The 16,846-nt window shown below is 60.9% G+C and carries 15 protein-coding genes; 5 read left to right on the plus strand and 10 right to left on the minus strand.

All coding sequences use genetic code 11. The features are described 5' to 3' along the window. Positions 1-91: 91 nt before the first annotated feature. Both B1722_RS05440 and tadA read left to right on the plus strand, forming a co-directional pair. Positions 92-1,468, plus strand: coding sequence for a multicopper oxidase family protein (locus B1722_RS05440; protein ID WP_047296321.1), 1,377 nt, complete (start codon positions 92-94; stop codon positions 1,466-1,468). Further along, positions 1,468-1,962: a tRNA adenosine(34) deaminase TadA gene (gene tadA, locus B1722_RS05445; RefSeq protein ID WP_086791725.1), complete on the plus strand. Its 495-nt coding sequence runs from the start codon at positions 1,468-1,470 to the stop codon at positions 1,960-1,962. Before B1722_RS05440 ends, tadA begins: the two co-directional genes overlap by 1 nt. An 81-nt stretch (positions 1,963-2,043) precedes the next feature. Here tadA and cmoB read toward each other — a convergent pair whose 3' ends face one another. The 8 genes from cmoB to B1722_RS05485 all read right to left on the minus strand — a co-directional run bounded on the left by cmoB (position 2,044) and on the right by B1722_RS05485 (position 13,117). Continuing rightward, positions 2,044-3,000 carry a tRNA 5-methoxyuridine(34)/uridine 5-oxyacetic acid(34) synthase CmoB gene (cmoB, locus tag B1722_RS05450; protein ID WP_086791727.1) on the minus strand — a complete coding sequence of 319 codons (957 nt, stop codon included), beginning with the start codon at positions 2,998-3,000 and terminating at the stop codon, positions 2,044-2,046. Beyond that, on the minus strand, positions 2,997-3,776 hold the full coding sequence (cmoA, locus tag B1722_RS05455; protein ID WP_174377330.1) for a carboxy-S-adenosyl-L-methionine synthase CmoA: 780 nt from the start codon (positions 3,774-3,776) through the stop codon (positions 2,997-2,999). Before cmoA ends, cmoB begins: the two co-directional genes overlap by 4 nt. Before the next feature lie 174 nt (positions 3,777-3,950). Further along, complete coding sequence (locus tag B1722_RS05460; protein WP_174377331.1) at positions 3,951-4,586, minus strand: lysoplasmalogenase; 636 nt, start codon at positions 4,584-4,586, stop codon at positions 3,951-3,953. Positions 4,587-4,588: 2 nt separating this feature from the next. Then, on the minus strand, positions 4,589-4,981 hold the full coding sequence (locus B1722_RS05465; RefSeq protein WP_086791731.1) for a protease inhibitor I42 family protein: 393 nt from the start codon (positions 4,979-4,981) through the stop codon (positions 4,589-4,591). A gap of 215 nt (positions 4,982-5,196) precedes the next feature. Then, positions 5,197-7,614: an endopeptidase La gene (gene lon, locus B1722_RS05470; protein WP_086791733.1), complete on the minus strand. Its 2,418-nt coding sequence runs from the start codon at positions 7,612-7,614 to the stop codon at positions 5,197-5,199. 690 nt (positions 7,615-8,304) lie between these two features. Beyond that, positions 8,305-8,670: a DUF6124 family protein gene (locus B1722_RS05475; protein WP_041068256.1), complete on the minus strand. Its 366-nt coding sequence runs from the start codon at positions 8,668-8,670 to the stop codon at positions 8,305-8,307. Between the two features lie 451 nt (positions 8,671-9,121). Further along, entirely contained in the window at positions 9,122-11,533 is a 2,412-nt protein-coding gene (locus B1722_RS05480) for a glucose/quinate/shikimate family membrane-bound PQQ-dependent dehydrogenase (protein WP_086791735.1), read from the minus strand. 222 nt (positions 11,534-11,755) lie between these two features. Then, positions 11,756-13,117 (minus strand): carbohydrate porin, encoded by a 1,362-nt coding sequence (locus tag B1722_RS05485; RefSeq protein ID WP_086791737.1) that lies wholly within the window; start codon positions 13,115-13,117, stop codon positions 11,756-11,758. Positions 13,118-13,417: 300 nt separating this feature from the next. Between B1722_RS05485 and B1722_RS05490 the strand changes: the two genes are divergently transcribed. Together B1722_RS05490 and B1722_RS05495 are read left to right on the plus strand one after the other, a co-directional pair. Continuing rightward, positions 13,418-13,648: a VF530 family DNA-binding protein gene (locus B1722_RS05490; protein WP_041068262.1), complete on the plus strand. Its 231-nt coding sequence runs from the start codon at positions 13,418-13,420 to the stop codon at positions 13,646-13,648. A gap of 1 nt (position 13,649) precedes the next feature. Then, positions 13,650-14,288 (plus strand): Pr6Pr family membrane protein, encoded by a 639-nt coding sequence (locus B1722_RS05495; protein ID WP_086791739.1) that lies wholly within the window; start codon positions 13,650-13,652, stop codon positions 14,286-14,288. A gap of 173 nt (positions 14,289-14,461) precedes the next feature. Here B1722_RS05495 and B1722_RS05500 read toward each other — a convergent pair whose 3' ends face one another. Both B1722_RS05500 and B1722_RS05505 read right to left on the minus strand, forming a co-directional pair. After that, positions 14,462-15,250 (minus strand): siderophore-interacting protein, encoded by a 789-nt coding sequence (locus tag B1722_RS05500; RefSeq protein ID WP_041068266.1) that lies wholly within the window; start codon positions 15,248-15,250, stop codon positions 14,462-14,464. Continuing rightward, positions 15,247-15,828 carry a PadR family transcriptional regulator gene (locus B1722_RS05505; protein WP_041068268.1) on the minus strand — a complete coding sequence of 194 codons (582 nt, stop codon included), beginning with the start codon at positions 15,826-15,828 and terminating at the stop codon, positions 15,247-15,249. Before B1722_RS05505 ends, B1722_RS05500 begins: the two co-directional genes overlap by 4 nt. Before the next feature lie 515 nt (positions 15,829-16,343). On the opposite strand from B1722_RS05505, the gene B1722_RS05510 reads away from it, so the two are divergent. Then, positions 16,344-16,820: a CS1 type fimbrial major subunit gene (locus B1722_RS05510; protein ID WP_174376817.1), complete on the plus strand. Its 477-nt coding sequence runs from the start codon at positions 16,344-16,346 to the stop codon at positions 16,818-16,820. Positions 16,821-16,846 lie beyond the last annotated feature (26 nt).

A 16,846-nucleotide genomic window follows, 5' to 3' on the forward strand; every position in this document is an offset into this window, starting at 1 on the left:
CGTCGCCCTTACTGTTTCGCAGTTGCAGGTGTATCGTATTCGCCTTTTCCAGGCCGCTGGCCTGTCGTTGACTTGTGAGGTAGTTGAGTTCATGTCCTTTACCCGTCGCCAAATCCTCGGTGGCCTGGCCGGTCTTGTTGTCGTTGGTGTCGGAGCGGGAGGCGCGTCGCGTTACTGGCTGGGCAAGATGGCCGACGCCGACGCGGGGCATGACTATGAGCTGATCGCGGCGCCGCTGGACGTTGAGCTGGTGCCGGGGCACAAGACTGAGGCGTGGGCGTTCGGCCCGTCGGCACCGGGCACCGAGTTGCGCGTGCGTCAGGGCGAGTGGCTGCGGGTACGGTTTATCAACCACCTGCCGGTGGCGACCACCATTCACTGGCACGGCATCCGCCTGCCGCTGGAGATGGACGGTGTGCCGTACGTCTCGCAATTGCCGGTGCTGCCCGGTGAATACTTCGATTACAAATTCCGCGTGCCGGATGCCGGCAGCTACTGGTATCACCCGCATGTCAGCAGTAGCGAAGAGCTGGGGCGCGGGCTGGTCGGACCGTTGATCGTCGAAGAGCGCGAGCCGACCGGTTTCAAGTACGAAAAGACCTTGAGCCTGAAGAACTGGCACATCGACGAGCAAGGCAATTTCGTCGAATTCAGCATCCCCCGGGAAGCGGCGCGTGGCGGTACGGCGGGACGCTTGTCGACCATCAACGGCGTGCCAACGCCGGTGATCGAGTTGCCGGCCGGGCAGATCACCCGGGTGCGCTTGCTCAACCTCGACAACACCCTGACGTATCGCATCAACATTCCCGGCGTCGAAGCGCAGATCTATGCGCTGGATGGCAACCCGATCGAGCCGCGGCCGCTGGGCAAGGAATACTGGCTGGGGCCGGGCATGCGTATCTGCCTGGCGATCAAGGCGCCGCCGGCCGGTGAAGAATTGTCGCTGCGCAACGGCCCGGTGCGTCTGGGAACCTTGCGCTCGGTGGCCAATAACGATGCGCCGACCGCGTGGCCGAAAGCCTTGCCCGCCAACCCGGTGGCCGAGCCGGATCTGGCGAATGCCGAGAAACTCAACTTCAATTTCGAATGGGTCGGTTCGGTGTCGGTGAATGTCGACAATGGCAAGCCGCCGAGCCTGTGGCAGATCAACGGTAAGGCCTGGGACATCACCGACAAGACCTGCGCCGATCGGCCGATTGCCAGCCTGAAGCTGGGCCAGAGCTACATCTTCGAACTGAAGAACATGACCCAGTATCAGCACCCGATCCACCTGCACGGCATGAGCTTCAAGGTGATTGCGTCGAACCGGCACAAGATCACGCCGTACTTCACCGACACTTATCTGCTGGGCAAGAACGAGCGTGCGCAAGTGGCGCTGGTGGCGGATAACCCGGGGGTGTGGATGTTCCATTGCCACGTGATCGACCACATGGAAACCGGCCTGATGGCCGCCATCGAGGTGAAGTGATGCGCCAGATTCGCCCCGCCGCGATCATCGACCGCAGCCGTGACCGCGACTTCATGCGCGAAGCCCTGGATCTCGCCGCCCAAGGCGCCGCCCTCGGCGAAGTGCCGGTGGGCGCGGTGCTGGTGCAGGACGGTGAAATCATCGGGCGTGGCTACAACTGCCCGATCACCACCAGCGACCCGAGTGCCCACGCGGAAATGGTCGCGATCCGCGCCGCTGCCCAGGCCGTAAACAACTATCGCCTGCCGGGCAGCACGCTGTACGTGACGCTGGAACCGTGCAGCATGTGCGCCGGGCTGATCGTGCATTCGCGGGTTGCTCGCGTAGTGTATGGCGCACTGGAGCCCAAGGCCGGAATTGTGCAGAGTCAGGGGCAGTTCTTTACCCAGGGCTTTTTGAATCACCGGGTGCTGTATGAAGGTGGGGTGTTGGCGGAGGAGTGTGGGGCGGTGCTGACCGAATTCTTCCGGGCGCGGCGGGCAAACCGGGATTAAGATCAAAAGATCGCAGCCTTCGGCAGCTCCTACAGGGATCGATGTAGGAGCTGCCGAAGGCTGCGATCTTTTGATTCTGCTTTATTTGCGAGCGACAATTACCGCCCGCATCGGCGCCGGCAGCCCTTCGATAGTCTTGCTGTGATCCTCGGGATCGAGGAAGTCGCTCAGCGACTGGTACTTCATCCACTCTGTGCCGCGCTGTTCTTCAACCGTCGTGGTGCTGACGTCCACGCAGCGAATGTCGGTGAAGCCTGCCCGGCGCAACCACAATTCCAGCGCTGGCACCGACGGCAGGAACCACACGTTGCGCATCTGTGCGTAGCGATCTTCCGGCACCAGCACCTGATGCTTGTCGCCTTCGACCACCAGGGTTTCCAGCACCAGTTCACCGCCCTTGACCAGGCAATCCTTCAGCGCCAGCAAATGCTCGATCGGCGAACGACGGTGGTAGAACACGCCCATGGAAAACACCGTGTCGAAACCTTCCAGGTTCGGCGGCAGGTCTTCGAACGGAAACGGCAGGTGCCAGGCATTCGGTTCCGACAGGTAGCGTTGCACGGCCTGGAACTGGCAGAAGAACAACCAGTTCGGGTCGACGCCGATCACGCTGTCGGCACCGGCGCCAAGCATGCGCCACATGTAGTAGCCGTTGCCGCAACCAACGTCGAGGATGCGTTTGCCCTTCAGGTCCAGATACGGGGCGACCCGCGACCACTTCCAGTCCGAGCGCCACTCGGTGTCGACGTGTACGCCGAACAGGTCGAACGGCCCCTTGCGCCATGGCGACAGGCCCATCAGCGCGGTGCGCATTTGCGCGCGGGTTTCGTCGTCGCAGTCGGTATCGAGTTTCAGGCCGTTGAGCAGATCGACTTCGCTCGGCTGGATCTTCGGCAATGCGTCCAGCGCACTCTGCCAGCGCTCGAGGTCGCCGTGGCCTTTCTCCATTTTCTTGTCGAGTTGCCCTTGCAGGGTGTTGGCCCAGTTGGCCAGCGGTGTGCCGGCTAGACGGCGGGCGAGAGGGGACAGATCAATCATGGCAAGGCAATCAACGAGGCAAAGTTAAGACACTGGAACCACGGCACGACTTTCGAGAATCCGGCGGCCAGCAGGCGTTCGCGGTGTTCTTCGAGGCTGTCGGGCTTCATGACGTTTTCGATGGCGCTGCGCTTCTGGGCAATTTCCAGTTCGCTATAGCCGTTGGCGCGTTTGAACGCGACGTGTAGATCGGTCAGCAGCGCGTGCTCTTGCGCATCGTTGAAGCGCAGCTTCTCCGACAGAATCAGCGCGCCGCCGGGCAGCAGCGACTGACGAATGCGCGACAGCAACGCAGTGCGCTGCTCGGGAGCGATGAATTGAAGGGTGAAGTTCAGCGCCACCACCGAAGCCGGTTTGAATTCGAGGGCGAGAATGTCGCCTTCGATCACCTCGACCGGGAGCAGCTCCTGGAACATCGAATCCTGACCATTGAGGTATTCGCGGCAACGCTCGACCATCGCCGCCGAGTTATCCACCGCGATCACCCGGCAACCGTCGGTGCGCACGTGACGGCGCAAGGCTTGGGTCACGGCACCGAGCGAAGCACCGAGGTCGTACAGCACGCTGTTCGGTTGGGCAAATTGCGCCGCGAGCACGCCGAGGTTTTCGACGATGGTCGGGTAACCTGGTACCGAGCGCTTGATCATGTCCGGGAACACCCGCACCACGTCCTCGTTGAAGGCGAAGTCAGGCACCTGGGCCATCGGCTGGGCGAAAATGCGATCGGGTTCTTTGCTCACGGCGGTTCCGGCGGTGTCGATGGAAAAGGCCGGCATTTTAGCCAAAGTGGCGCTGGGATGCTTGGGTTGTCCGACGTGGCGAGGGGATTTATCCCCGATGGGCTGCGAAGCAGCCCCAAAACCTGTGGCTGCGGTCTGTCTGACATAACTGAATGACAACTTTCGGGGCCGCTGCGCAGCCGATCGGGGATAAATCCCCTCACTACAAAATTAGCGGTGTTTCACGGAAAACGCCGAAGCGGCGATCCCCCACTGCCCCAGCCAGTAACTGAGGATGATCACGTACGGCGCCGCGTGGAATGGCGATACGAAACGATCAATACCAATCACACTGTCTGAAAACACGAACGCCAGCGCACCCGCCGCCGCCAGCAGCGCCGAGCGCTTGGGCACGTCGGTGCCGAGGCGGGCAAGGGCGCGCCAGAGCATGGCGCTGATGGCGCTGCCGTAGACGATCACTGGCACCAACAACGGCCCCAAGCCACTGGAAATCAGCATCCCCAGCAACACTGCGCCAACGCCGAGCGCCAGCAGCAGCGGTAACAGCGCCAGACGTTTGCAATCGCTGAGGTAAGCCTTGAGGTACGCCAGATGCGCCACCAGAAACGCACCCAGGCCAAACACAAACAGATCCCCCGGCCACGCCAGCAACACGTCACCGAGCAGAGAAAAAATCAGCCCGAGGCTGATCCAGCGCCGATAGTCGCTGGGTGGTGCATCGTGCAGCCAGCCGAGCAGCGCCAGCACCGGCAACGGTTTGACCAACAGGCACAGCAGCGCCGCATGGGTGCTGACGCCGTAGAGAAATGTCGCCGCGCCCATCAGTGCCAGAATCAGCCAGCCCACGATCAGTTCACCGAAATCGCGCAGTCGAAGGTTTCTGCCGGTTCAACTTCCGGTTCCCAAGGTTGCTGCGAGGTCAGGCGCAGGCGCCCGGTGCCGGTAGCGAAGGCCTGAAAGCGCCAGGTGGAGAATCCGCCCGCACCGACCATCCCCGAGTCTTTCGGACTGCTGTAGACCTCGGGGCTGAGCGCGCGCAGCACGCCACCGGCCGAGTCCTGAATCGCCCAACGGTAGCCGGTGGTGGGATTGCTCGGCAGCATCACAATCAGGTGTTGTCCGTTGGTGAGACGCACGGGGCATTCGCTCTGTTTTTCCACGGTCACGTTCTGTTTCGGTTGCGTGGCGCAGGCGGCCAGCAGAGAAAGGGCGAGGGGGACAAACAGGCGAGTGGGGGACATAAGGTCAGCGGCTCCGACGTTGGCGACGAACGGCGAGCATAACTGAAGATGAGACAAAGTGTGACAGTCGGGCAGTCCAGTGTAATCAGAACTGACGCCATCGCTGGCAAGCCAGCTCCCACAGGGAACGTGGTGAACACAGGATTTGTGAGCACCTCGAACACTGTGGGAGCTGGCTTGCCAGCGATAGCGTCAGGTCAGGCGCTAACGCTCTGTCAGAACAGCACTTTCGCCACATCCGCAAAACGCTTGGCGAAGTGCACGGTAAGCCCTTCCTTCAGATAATCCGGCAATTCCTCGAAGTTGCCCCGGTTCGGCTCCGGCAGGATCAGTTCGAAGATCTTCTGCCGCCGCGCCGCGATGACCTTTTCACGCACCCCGCCAATCGGCAGCACGTGCCCGGTCAGGGTCAGTTCACCGGTCATCGCCACGCCTTTTTTCGGCGGCTGATTGCGGGCGAGCGAGAGCAGGGCGCTGGCCATGGTCACGCCGGCGCTCGGGCCGTCCTTTGGTGTGGCACCTTCCGGCACGTGCAGGTGGACGAAGGCTTCGTCGAAGAATTTCGGATCGCCGCCGAACGACTTCAGGTGCGAGCTGACGTAGCTGTAGGCGATTTCCGCCGACTCTTTCATTACATCGCCCAGTTGCCCGGTGAGTTTGAAACCGCGATTGAGCGTGTGAATGCGTGTGGCTTCGATCGGCAGGGTGGCGCCGCCCATGCTGGTCCAGGCCAGACCGGTGATCACACCGGTGCCGGACAGCACTTGTTCGTTGCGGAACACGGGATGACCCAGCGAGGCTTCGAGGTCTTTCGGCCCGAGCTTGATCACCGCTTTCGGGTCCTCAATCAGCTTCATCACCGCTTTGCGTACCAGTTTGCCCATCTGTTTTTCCAGTTGGCGCACCCCGGCTTCACGGGCGTAACCGTCGATCAAGGCCTTGAGCGCGCTGTCGCTGATGCTCAGACTGCCTTTGGACACGCCGGCCTTTTCCAACAGCTTCGGCCACAGGTGACGCTTGGCGATGGCGACTTTTTCTTCGGTGATGTAGCCCGACAGGCGAATTACTTCCATGCGGTCCAGCAACGGCCCGGGGATCGAATCCAGGGTGTTGGCGGTGCATACGAACAGGACTTTCGACAGGTCCATGCGCAGGTCAAGGTAGTGGTCGAGGAATTCGACGTTCTGTTCCGGGTCGAGGGTTTCCAGCAGCGCCGAGGCCGGGTCGCCCTGGTAGCTCTGGCCCATTTTGTCGATCTCGTCGAGCATGATCACCGGGTTCATCACTTCGACGTCTTTCAGCGCCTGCACCAATTTGCCCGGCTGCGCGCCGATGTAGGTGCGGCGGTGGCCCTTGATCTCGGCTTCGTCGCGCATGCCGCCGAGGCTGAAGCGGTAGAACGGCCGGCCAAGGGATTCGGCGATGGATTTGCCGACGCTGGTTTTACCCACGCCCGGCGGGCCGACCAGCAAGACGATGGAGCCGCTGATTTCGCCTTTATAGGCACCGACCGCAAGGAATTCGAGGATGCGGTCCTTGATGTCGTCGAGGCCGGCGTGGTGTTTGTCGAGCACCTTGCGCGCGTGTTTGAGGTCGAGTTTGTCCTCGCCGTACACGCCCCACGGCACCGAGGTCGCCCAGTCGAGGTAGTTGCGGGTGACCGCGTATTCTGGCGAGCCGGTTTCAAGGATCGACAGTTTGTTCATTTCCTCTTCGATGCGTTTCTGCGCCTGTGGCGAGAGGACTTTGCCTTCCAGGCGTTGTTCGAACTGTTCAAGGTCGGCGCTGCGGTCGTCCTTGGTCAGGCCGAGTTCCTGCTGGATGACCTTGAGTTGTTCTTTCAGGAAGAACTCGCGCTGATGCTCGCCGATCTTGCGGTTGACCTCGGCGGAGATCTCTTTTTGCAGGCGCGCGACTTCGACTTCCTTGCGCAGCATCGGCAGGACTTTTTCCATGCGCTTGAGCATCGGCACGCAGTCGAGCACTTCCTGCAGCTCATTACCTGTCGCCGACGTGAGGGCGGCGGCGAAGTCGGTCAGCGGCGACGGATCGTTGGGGCTGAAGCGATTGAGGTAGTTCTTCAGCTCTTCGCTGTACAGCGGGTTGAGCGGCAGCAGCTCCTTGATCGCGTTGATCAGCGCCATGCCGTAGGCCTTGACCTCGTCGGTCGGCTCGGTGGGCTGGTGCGGGTATTCGACTTCAACGAGATACGGCGGGCGGTGGTGCTTGAGCCAGGTCTTGATGCGCACGCGGCTCAGGCCCTGGGCGACGAACTGCAGTTTGCCGTTTTCACGGCTGGCGTGGTGCACCTTCACCAGCGTGCCGTATTCCGGCAGGGCTTTGGTGTTGAAGTGGCGCGGGTCTTCCTGGGGCGTGTCCATGAAGAACAGGGCCAGGGAGTGGTGTTCGGATTTACTGACCAGATCGAGGGTTTCGGCCCAGGGTTCTTCGTTGACGATGACCGGCAGCACTTGGGCCGGGAAGAACGGGCGGTTGTGGATCGGGATGACGTAGACCTTGTCCGGCAGGTTCTGGCCGGGCAGGGCGAGGCCTTTGCCGGTGGAATGGTGTTCGATGTGTTCGGCTTCGGTGTAGTCGTCGGGGTTGTCCGGGAATTCTTGCTGGTCGCTCATTGGGGCACCTGCGCAATGGGGTATGGGTCTTAGATGGGGCAGGCTTGGGGTGGTTTCAATGGGGGGCGGTGTTTCTGCTTGTGTGTTCAGGGTTTTGACAGGCGTCACGCTTTGGGCTTGGCGGCCTTTGGGCCGACCAGGTTCTTGGGGTTTTGGGTGTATATCCGTTTTTTTGGTAACGGCTACTTAGGGTTTCGCCCTTACGGCGACTCACTTTTTTGACAAACGCCTCAAAAAAGTAAGCAAAAAAAGGCTTGCTCCTGCGTTCGGCCCGCTCGCTGGGGCTCGGGGTCCCTTCGCTCCGGGATTGATCCGGGGGCAGCGCCTACGGTTTGCTTCGCTGCACCTCCTCTCGCTGTGTTTGGCTTCGCCAAACGGTCGCTGCGCTCCCCCCCCCCCCGGATCAACCCCTCCACTCAGCCTTCCGACGTCGCCCGTGGATCAAGATCAAGAGCTGCAGCCGAGCTAACGCTCATCCTGGAGTGGGGCGGCTGCGCCGCATGGGGCATGCACAAATCAAAACTGTGGGAGCTGGCTTGCCAGCGATGGCGGCCTGACAGCCGACCATGTTCTGGCTGAATGCACTCAATTTACCTGTGGGAGCGAGCCTGCTCGCGAAAGCGGTGGGTCAGGCACCTTAGATATTGAATGCGCTGGCGCCTTCGCGAGCAGGCTCTCTCCCACAGGGGATTAGTTGTGTGTTGGAGATTGCGAGATTTCGTGGTTATCCAGCACTCGGTTCACCGCCAGTTCGGCGAGCATGATGATTTGCTGAATGGCCAGTATCGTCCGGCGCTGCGGGATGTCGATGTACGCGGCGATGTCGCTGGTCATGAGGCTGGCTTGGGCCAGTGATTCGCAGGCGTGAACCAGCAGGCTTTCGTTGTCCATGTCCGGGGCGACCTGGAACATGCTGCTGGGTTTGTGGAATCTCACCGCGGCGACGGAGGGTTTCAGGTAGTGATCCAGCGCACGCTCGGCGGCGTCGTGGAGTTTTCTGGAATCGAGGGATTCGTAGGGGGAGGTTTCGGGGGGATTGGGTGTGGGTTTGATCATGGTGAAGCTCCGAATGAGAAGTGGGGCTGTCACTCTCAATCGCCGCGACGCGACTGAGGGTGGCAGCTGTACGCGGGTTCGCGGACCGAGCCATTCGGCAATCTCGGCATACCCGAAGGTATCCCGCGCACAGCCACCATCAAACCAAACGAAAGCACCTGAGCGCTCCAGTTCGGGCCGGCGATTATGCATTAAATCGAATGAACTGCTCGGGCCGCGACGCCCGGCCGCTGAATTTCCAGCGACCACCAGAGCCTATCCAGCCAACTTCCGAGGCACAACCGACGCGACCTGTCGGAAAACTCCGCGCAATCACCAGCATTTGTAGGACGAACACATTTCCCATAGACCAGCACATTTTCCTGTAGGAGCTGCCGAAGGGATATTGGGTGGGCACAAAAAAGGCGATGCCCCTCACGGAGCATCGCCTTTCTCTTACCGCCGCTAAAACTTATTCCGGCAGTTTGTACGCAATCACGTAGTCACCCATTTTGGTGCCCAGCGAGCCGTGACCGCCCACCACGAGCAGGACGTATTGCTTGCCGTCCTTGCCGGTGTAGGTCATCGGAGTCGCTTGGCCGCCAGCCGGCAGACGCGATTTCCACAGTTCTTTACCGGTGTTCACGTCGTAGGCGCGCAGGTACTGGTCGAGGGTGCCGCTGAGGAAGCCGACGCCGCCCGCGGTGACCATCGAGCCGCCCATGCTTGGCACGCCCAGGGTGAAACCGATCGGGATTGGCGAGCTGTCGCGGCTGGTGCCGTTCTTGCGTTTCCACACGACTTTGCCGGTGGTCAGGTCGATACCGGCAACGTAGCCCCAGGCCGGGGCCTGGCACGGTACGCCCAGTGGCGACATGAACGGGTGCATGATCACCGCGTAAGGCGCGCCGGTGTTCGGTTGCACGCCAGCAGTTTCGCTTTCGCGTTTGCTGCCGGCGGCGACTTTCTCGCGTGGCACCATTTTCGAAACGAAGGCCATGTAGTTCGGGCTGGTGAACAGCATCTGGCGAACCGGGTCGACCGAGACGCCGCCCCAGTTGAACACGCCGACGTTACCCGGGTAGATCAGGCTGCCCTGTTCCGACGGAGGCGTGTATTGGCCTTCGTAGCGCAGTTCCTTGAACTGGATGCGGCACAGCATCTGGTCAAACGGGCTCGCGCCCCACATGGCTTTTTCGGTCAGTTCCGGGGCCAGCAGGTTGAGGTCCGAACGGGCCTGGGTCGGTGCGGTGTGGTCGCCTTTCACGGCGCCTTGCGGTACCGGGATTTCCTTGATCGGGATGATCGGCGTGCCGTCACGACGGTCGAGGACGTACAGGCTGCCCTGTTTGGTCGGAGCGATCAGTACCGGTTTCACACCGTCGGCGGTTTTCATGTCGAGCAGGGTTGGCTGGCTGCCAACGTCCATGTCCCACAGGTCGTGGTGGGTGAACTGGTAGTTCCAGCGCACTTTACCGGTGGCCAGGTCGAGGGCAACGATGCCGGCGCTGAATTTCTCGGCGCCTGGGGTGCGGTCAGCGCCCCACTGGTCAGGCGTCTGGTTGCCCAGTGGCAGGAAGACCATGCCGAGTTTTTCGTCGACGCTGGCCAGCGACCACATGTTGGCTGAGTTGCGGCTGTAGGTTTCGCCCGGGGCCAATGGCTCGGTGGCGTCTGGCTTGTCGCTGTCCCAGTTCCACACCAGGTGACCGTCGCGCACATCGAAGGCGCGGATCACGCCCGATGGCTCGTTGGTCGATTCGTTGTCGGTAACGTGACCGCCCATGATCACCAGATCACGGGTAATCGCCGCCGGCGAGGTGGAGTAGTAGCCACCGGCGGTGAACGGGCCGATGCCTTGGGTCAGGTCGACCACGCCGTTGTTGCCGAAGCCTTCGCAGATCTTGCCGGTGTCGGCGTTCAGGGCGATCAGGCGGGCATCGGCGGTTGGCAGGTACAGGCGACGCGGGCAGGCCTGAGCAACGGCTTTGCCGGCTTCGGAGATGACGGCGGACGCGGCGTTTTCAGACTTGGCGTAAGCCGCTTCGTCGTAGTACGACACGCCACGGCAGGTCATGTGGGCGAAGCCCTTGAAACCCACCGGGCTCTTGATCTGCGGGTCGAAGCGCCAGATTTCCTTGCCGGTGTCCGGATCCAGCGCCAGTACTTTGCTGTGCGCGGTGCACGCATAGAGCATGCCGTTGGCTTTGAGCGGGGTGTTTTCGTTGGTCAGCTCGACCGGGTCATCTGCGGTTGGCAGGTCGCCGGTCTGGATGCGCCAGGCTTCTTGCAGCTTGCCGACGTTGGCCGGGGTGATCTGCTTCAGCGGCGAGTAGCGGTCACCGAATTCGGTGCGGCCATAGGCCTGCCAGTCGCCATCAGGCATTTGCGGTGCGGTGCTGGTCATGTCCGCGGTGTCGCGGCCCAGTTCACCAAAGGTTTCACCCGGGTGAGTGAACAGGCTGGCCAGAGCGGTGACACCGGCCAGAACCACGGCCACACTCAGACCGCCAGTGCCCATCGGCGCCGGGCCATTGAGCAGCAGCGGACGACGGAACCACGGCAGCAACATCACGATGCCGAGGACGAACCACAGGGCCAGGCGCGGCACTAGTTGCCACCAGTCCAGACCGACTTCCCACAGGGCCCAGACCGTGCTGGCGAACAGCACGATAGCGTACAGGCCCAGCGCTGCACGACGGCGCAGCAGCAACAGAATGCCGGACAGGGCGATGCCGATACCGGCCAGCAGGTAGTACAGCGAGCCGCCGAGTATGCTCAGCTTGACCCCTCCGGCCAGCATGGCCAGGCCCATCAGTAGAAGCAGAATGCCGAGCAGGCTCGGTAGCAGACGGCCCCGACTCGAAGCACTTTCGGTGCTCATAGTGTGATTCTCCGTGACGTTTATGTAGTCCCGCGCTGTAGTCACTTTAGATGACGATTGGGCGCGGGTATGGTTCAGATAAAAACTTGTCTAGCTAACGAATTTTTCCCGATCCCTGTGCGAGCTGGCTTGCCAGCGATGGCGGAGTGTCAGCCGACGATAATGGCGAATGTGAAATCGCATCGCTGGCGAGCCAGCTCCCACAGGTTTCTTCAGTGTTTTTTAGAATGACGACTGGATCTTGATCCCCGCGATCAGCGCGTCATCGACGTCGTTCACGCCACCGGGATGGCGGATGTATTGCAGGTTCGGGCGCACGGTCAGCCAGTTGGCGAGGTGCACGCCGTAATACAGTTCGGCACTGTATTCGGTGTCCTGCGGTGGCAGAAAGGACGGGTCGTCGTAGTCGTAGACCGCCTGCGCCTGATTGCTCGCTTCGGCGTTTTTGCGCAAGGCCGGGTTGACGTGGACGCGGGCCAGGGCGAAACCGATGTCGTCTTTGGCGCGGGCATCGAACGGGCCTTTGTAGACCACGCCGGCCTGCACGTAGTTGTCGATCGCGTTGGTTTTCTTGTCGTGCATCGTCGCGTTGGCGAACACGCTCAAGCCGCGCGAATGATCGCTGGCAATGCTGGTGACTTGCTGCTGCGCGCCGAACCACACGCCGTGTTTGCTCGACGCGCTGCGGTAGGCTTCGCCGCTCAGCGCGGCAGGCTGGCCGTTCTGGTCTTTATAGACGTCAGAGGCCTTGGCGCTGCTGTAGTAGTAACCGGCGCGGTATTCGCCCGGCAGGCCATTGAGCTTTGGCGTCCACACCAGCTCCACCGGCAGCACGGCGCCCTGGGTGCCGCTGCCGCTGAGTTTGAAACCGTTGCCGCGATCGAGGTTCGACGGGTTCTGCTCGTAAGCGCCGACCTGCGCGTACAACTCTGGGGTCAGGTGATATTTGACCCGCAGCGCCCACTGGCTGACTGGCCAGTTGTACCAGATGCCGCCGACCCAGTTGCCGACCTGCGAGCCGCAGAACGCCAGATTCTGGAAGTCGCACGGGAAGCTGTTGAAGTCTTCGCCTTCACCGAAACGGCCGACCTTGATGTCGAGCTTCTGATCGAAGAATTTCTGCTGGTACCACATCTGCGTCAGGCGCGTGGTCTGGCCACGGCCCCAGACTTCCTGGGCCGAGGTGAAGCCGCCCACGCGTGGATCGTTGATCCGGTCGTTGCTGATGTTGTTGCCGCTGCGCTTGGTGAGGGTCAGCTGAAACTCGGCGTCGTCCCAGCCAAGGATTTTTTGCAGGTCCAGGTGCGTGCCCAGACCGAACTGATCGCTGTAACGCGCGGTGCGATCGTGGTCGTAGCCGCCGTGCAGGTTGCTGCCCATTTCGCCGGTGTAATCGAGTTTGAAGTCGTAGCCTTTTTCCGCGAGTTCGGTACGCGTGCCGTTCCAGTCACCGAGCATCCACGGTGAGTCGCTGTCGAAGGCGGGGGCTGCCTGGGCGTAAGTGGCGAAGCCGAGCGCGGTGCAGCCGCCGAGCAGGCGCAAGGCTGAGATAGCGCTGTCTCGGGAGAAGGAAAAATCAGGCATGGGTCAGTCTTTTTTTGGTGTTTTACGGGGGTAAACCGAGCGCTTCAATTTGACGCAGGCAGTGAAGCGATTCAGCTGAAGGGCGGCAGGATAATGATCTGTAACAAAAAGACAAAGGGCTTTTGCAGACATGCAGCATTTCGGATTCGGTAACAGTGCGTCAAACGGGCGCATTGTGGCGCGGACCACAGGCTGAGATCTTCTCGGGTTGGCCTACATTTGATGCAAGGCCTTCCACCTGACCGGCCCCTCGGCTAAGGTGCGCGGCTTGTGCATTTTCACTCCGTCCAAAGGCTTGGCATGAACGACCACTCTCCTGATCCGCTGCATGGCGTCACCCTCGAACAGATCCTCAATGCGCTGGTGGCGCATTACGAGTGGTCGGGGTTGGCCGAGCGTATCGATATCCGCTGCTTCAAGAGCGATCCGAGCATCAAGTCGAGCCTGACGTTCCTGCGCAAAACGCCTTGGGCACGGGAGAAGGTCGAGCGCTTGTACGTGAAACTGATGCGCACCAAGCGACCGCTCTGAGATGGACGCCGTTATGCGGCGACGCCTGATCACGGTCATCGCCAGCCTCGGTTGGGCCGGGCTGAGCATTCAGCTGTACCTGATTTTCCTCGCACGGCTGAGTGTCGACGCCAGTCTGCTGGGCGGGCTGGTGAGCTTCTTCAGTTACTTCACCGTATTGACCAATACCTTGGTGGCGAGCGTGCTGACCTGTGCGGTTACCCGGCGTGAATCCGCCGCGCGACGCTGGTTTCTGCAGCCGTGGGTCAGCAGCGGGATTGCCGTGAGCATTGCCGTGGTCGGTCTCGCCTACAGTATTCTGCTTCGGCATTTGTGGCATCCGCAGGGCTGGCAGTTTATCGCTGACGAACTGCTGCACGACGTGATGCCGCTGCTGTTTCTCGGCTACTGGTGGTTTTGCGTACCCAAAGGCACGTTGCGCCTTTGGCACCTGCCGCTGTGGCTGATTTACCCGTTGGTGTATTTCATTTACGCGTTGCTGCGCGGGCATCAGCTCGGCGCGTACGCGTATCCGTTCATTGATGTGGCACTGCTCGGTTATGCACAGGTGTTCATCAATGCCGGGGGGATATTGGTGGGGTTTGTGCTGATTGGCTTGCTGGTGATCGGCCTGGATCGCTGGCGTGAGGCTGAAAAATAGCGTGTAAACCTGTGGCGAGGGAGCTTGCTCCCGCTGGGTTGCGAAGCAACCCTCAACCCGGACAACAAGATGCGTCAGGCACATCGCGACCACAGGTTTTGCGACTGCTTCGCAGCCGGGCGGGAGCAAGCTCCCTCGCCACAAAGGTGTTCATCTTAACGGTGGAGTGAACGTCATTCCTCTTCAGAAGAACCCTCGACCCGCCAGTAGCCCACGGCTTTGACGAACTGTTCATTGAGCCCATGCTCATCCAGCAGCACTCGGCGGATCTGCCGCGAGACTTTGGTCTCGGTCGCTACCCACGCATACAAATTGCCCTTGGGCACCTGCAGCTGTTTGACGGTGGTCAGCAGGTTGTCCTTGCCACCTTCACGCAGCACCCAGATCACGTTGACCTGCGCCGCGCTCTCCAGCACCTGTTGCTCGGCACCGTTCTCCACTTCGATCACCACCAGCGCCTTGCGATTGGCCGCCAGACCTTCGAGGCGCCGGGCGATGGCGGGCAGGGCGGTTTCGTCGCCGATCAGCAGGTAGCTGTCGAAGATGTCCGGCACGATCATCGAGCCGCGCGGGCCGCCGATGTGCAGGAATTGCCCAGGCTGGGCCTGTTCGGCCCAAGTCGAGGCAGGGCCATCGCCGTGCAGGACGAAGTCGATGTCCAGCTCGAGTTTTTCCAGGTCGTAGCGACGCGGGGTGTAGTCGCGCATCTCGGGCATCGGGCCATTGTCCTTGCCCGCGCCGAGCACCATGGTTTCCAGCGCTGCAGCCTGTTCGGCGTTCTGCGGGAACAGCAGTTTGACGTGATCGTCGGTGCCCAGGCTGATGAACCCGGCCAGCTCCGGGCCGCCAAGGGTGATGCGGCGCATGCGCGGGGTCAGGTCGACCACGCGCAGCACTTCGAGCTTGCGGCGTTTGATGTCGTGCATCACGCGGTGAATGGTTTGGGTATCGACTGCAGTCATTCGGCTTTCTCCGGGGCAGATTGAACGGCGGGGCCGTCGACGATGGCTTTGGCGGTGTCGTTGAGCAGGTCACGCACACGCAGGATTTCTTCGGCGCTCCAGCGCCCGTGGTGCATTTGCAGGGCATGGCGCAGGTTGTGCACGGCCTCGTGGATTTCCGGCGGCCGGTCATGGCCGCGCAACGAACGTTTGCTGACGTCGATGCGCATGCGCACACCGTCCAGTGCGACGGCTTGCTCGCTTAACGACAGACGACCGGTGTCGGTCACGCTGTAGCGTTTTTTGCCAGCCTCGGCGTCGCCACTGATCAGGTCGCTTTCTTCGAGGAAAGTCAGGGTCGGGTAGATCACCCCGGGGCTTGGGCTGTACGCGCCGTCGAACATGCCTTCGATCTGGCGGATCAGGTCGTAGCCGTGGCAGGGCTGTTCGGCGATCAGCGCCAGCAGTAACAATTTCAGGTCGCCCGGGGCAAACACCCGTGGGCCGCGTCCGCCGCGTTCACGGCCGGGGCGTTTTTCGAAGCCGTCACGGCCGTCGCCGTGTTCGCGGTGGTGATGGGGGGCATGATGGTCTCTCATTTTCCTTCTCTCTCGTCGTGTTTAGATACAACTTAAGATATATCTTATCGCTCATGCAAGGGGGCCTGACCAACGGTGCACACCTGATCGATCGAATCTGCGGCCAAAAAAACCGGAAAATGATCAAGAAAACGCAGTATTAAATCCCCCGACAAAGGCGCAGATTAGTGCTGAGTCTCTAATGTTCTGTTTCGCCCTTTATTTCCGGCAAAGTGTCGTACATGTCTGACGGAAGTTGCTGCAAAGTTGTGGCGCGTACAGTCACTCGGGTGGCGCGCTGTAGCCTGTATCTTACAGTCGGACAGGAACTTTCCTGAATTTCGTGGTTTTTTCTTTCTCATCTAATGGCGTCCAGGCTACAAGGTCGCAGGACGTTGCCTGCTTACTTTGAAGATAAATTGGTTGAACATGCTTCGGCGTTGAAAGTTAACGGTGAACAGGGATTGCTCGTGACTGTTCTGTTCGCCTTGACAGGTCGACGACTCAACTAATTTATATAAGACAGGTATTCAATGATGTTCAAGAAACTCGCCTTTGCCGCCCCTCTGACTGTATTGGCCATGAGCGCCTCGATGGCGTTTGCCGCGACCGAAGCCAAGCACTCGATCAGCATCGTGGCGCACGTACCGGCTGACGACTTCTATGCGGTGCCGGTGGATGCCGATCTGGTCAACAAGGATCAGGACATGAGCTACAACCCGGCGACCGCTTCGATGCGCGAAGTCAACGGCCACTTCGATGTGCTGCATACCGCAGGCAAGGTTCACGCGCGTCTGGAAGGTGTGCCGAAGCTCATCGCCGGCAACCAGACCATCGATCTGAAGGTTGAACTCAACGGCAAGACACTGACCACCACTTCGCAGGAAGTGGTGGGTGATACCGAGTCCAATACCCGTTATCGCGCACCGTTCAAGATCAGCGCCACCGGTGCCAAACCGGCCGCAGGCGACTACACCGGTGTGGTCATGCTGGTCGTCGAACCTTCGGTGTAAGTAATAACGGAAATACCTGACGTTAC

The organism is Pseudomonas sp. SCPG-7, from assembly GCF_002156405.1.
Taxonomy (GTDB): Bacteria; Pseudomonadota; Gammaproteobacteria; order Pseudomonadales; family Pseudomonadaceae; genus Aquipseudomonas; species Aquipseudomonas parakoreensis.

Coding starts and splice junctions, on each gene's coding strand:
- tadA (WP_086791725.1), top strand. CDS start 1,468: ATGCGCCAGATTCGCCCCGCCGCGATCATCGACCGCAGCCGTGACCGC.
- B1722_RS05500 (WP_041068266.1), bottom strand. CDS start 15,250: ATGACTGCAGTCGATACCCAAACCATTCACCGCGTGATGCACGACATC.
- B1722_RS05480 (WP_086791735.1), bottom strand. CDS start 11,533: ATGAGCACCGAAAGTGCTTCGAGTCGGGGCCGTCTGCTACCGAGCCTG.
- cmoB (WP_086791727.1), bottom strand. CDS start 3,000: ATGATTGATCTGTCCCCTCTCGCCCGCCGTCTAGCCGGCACACCGCTG.
- B1722_RS05440 (WP_047296321.1), top strand. CDS start 92: ATGTCCTTTACCCGTCGCCAAATCCTCGGTGGCCTGGCCGGTCTTGTT.
- B1722_RS05485 (WP_086791737.1), bottom strand. CDS start 13,117: ATGCCTGATTTTTCCTTCTCCCGAGACAGCGCTATCTCAGCCTTGCGC.
- lon (WP_086791733.1), bottom strand. CDS start 7,614: ATGAGCGACCAGCAAGAATTCCCGGACAACCCCGACGACTACACCGAA.
- B1722_RS05490 (WP_041068262.1), top strand. CDS start 13,418: ATGAACGACCACTCTCCTGATCCGCTGCATGGCGTCACCCTCGAACAG.
- B1722_RS05505 (WP_041068268.1), bottom strand. CDS start 15,828: ATGAGAGACCATCATGCCCCCCATCACCACCGCGAACACGGCGACGGC.
- B1722_RS05475 (WP_041068256.1), bottom strand. CDS start 8,670: ATGATCAAACCCACACCCAATCCCCCCGAAACCTCCCCCTACGAATCC.
- B1722_RS05510 (WP_174376817.1), top strand. CDS start 16,344: ATGTTCAAGAAACTCGCCTTTGCCGCCCCTCTGACTGTATTGGCCATG.
- B1722_RS05465 (WP_086791731.1), bottom strand. CDS start 4,981: ATGTCCCCCACTCGCCTGTTTGTCCCCCTCGCCCTTTCTCTGCTGGCC.
- cmoA (WP_174377330.1), bottom strand. CDS start 3,776: ATGCCGGCCTTTTCCATCGACACCGCCGGAACCGCCGTGAGCAAAGAA.
- B1722_RS05495 (WP_086791739.1), top strand. CDS start 13,650: ATGGACGCCGTTATGCGGCGACGCCTGATCACGGTCATCGCCAGCCTC.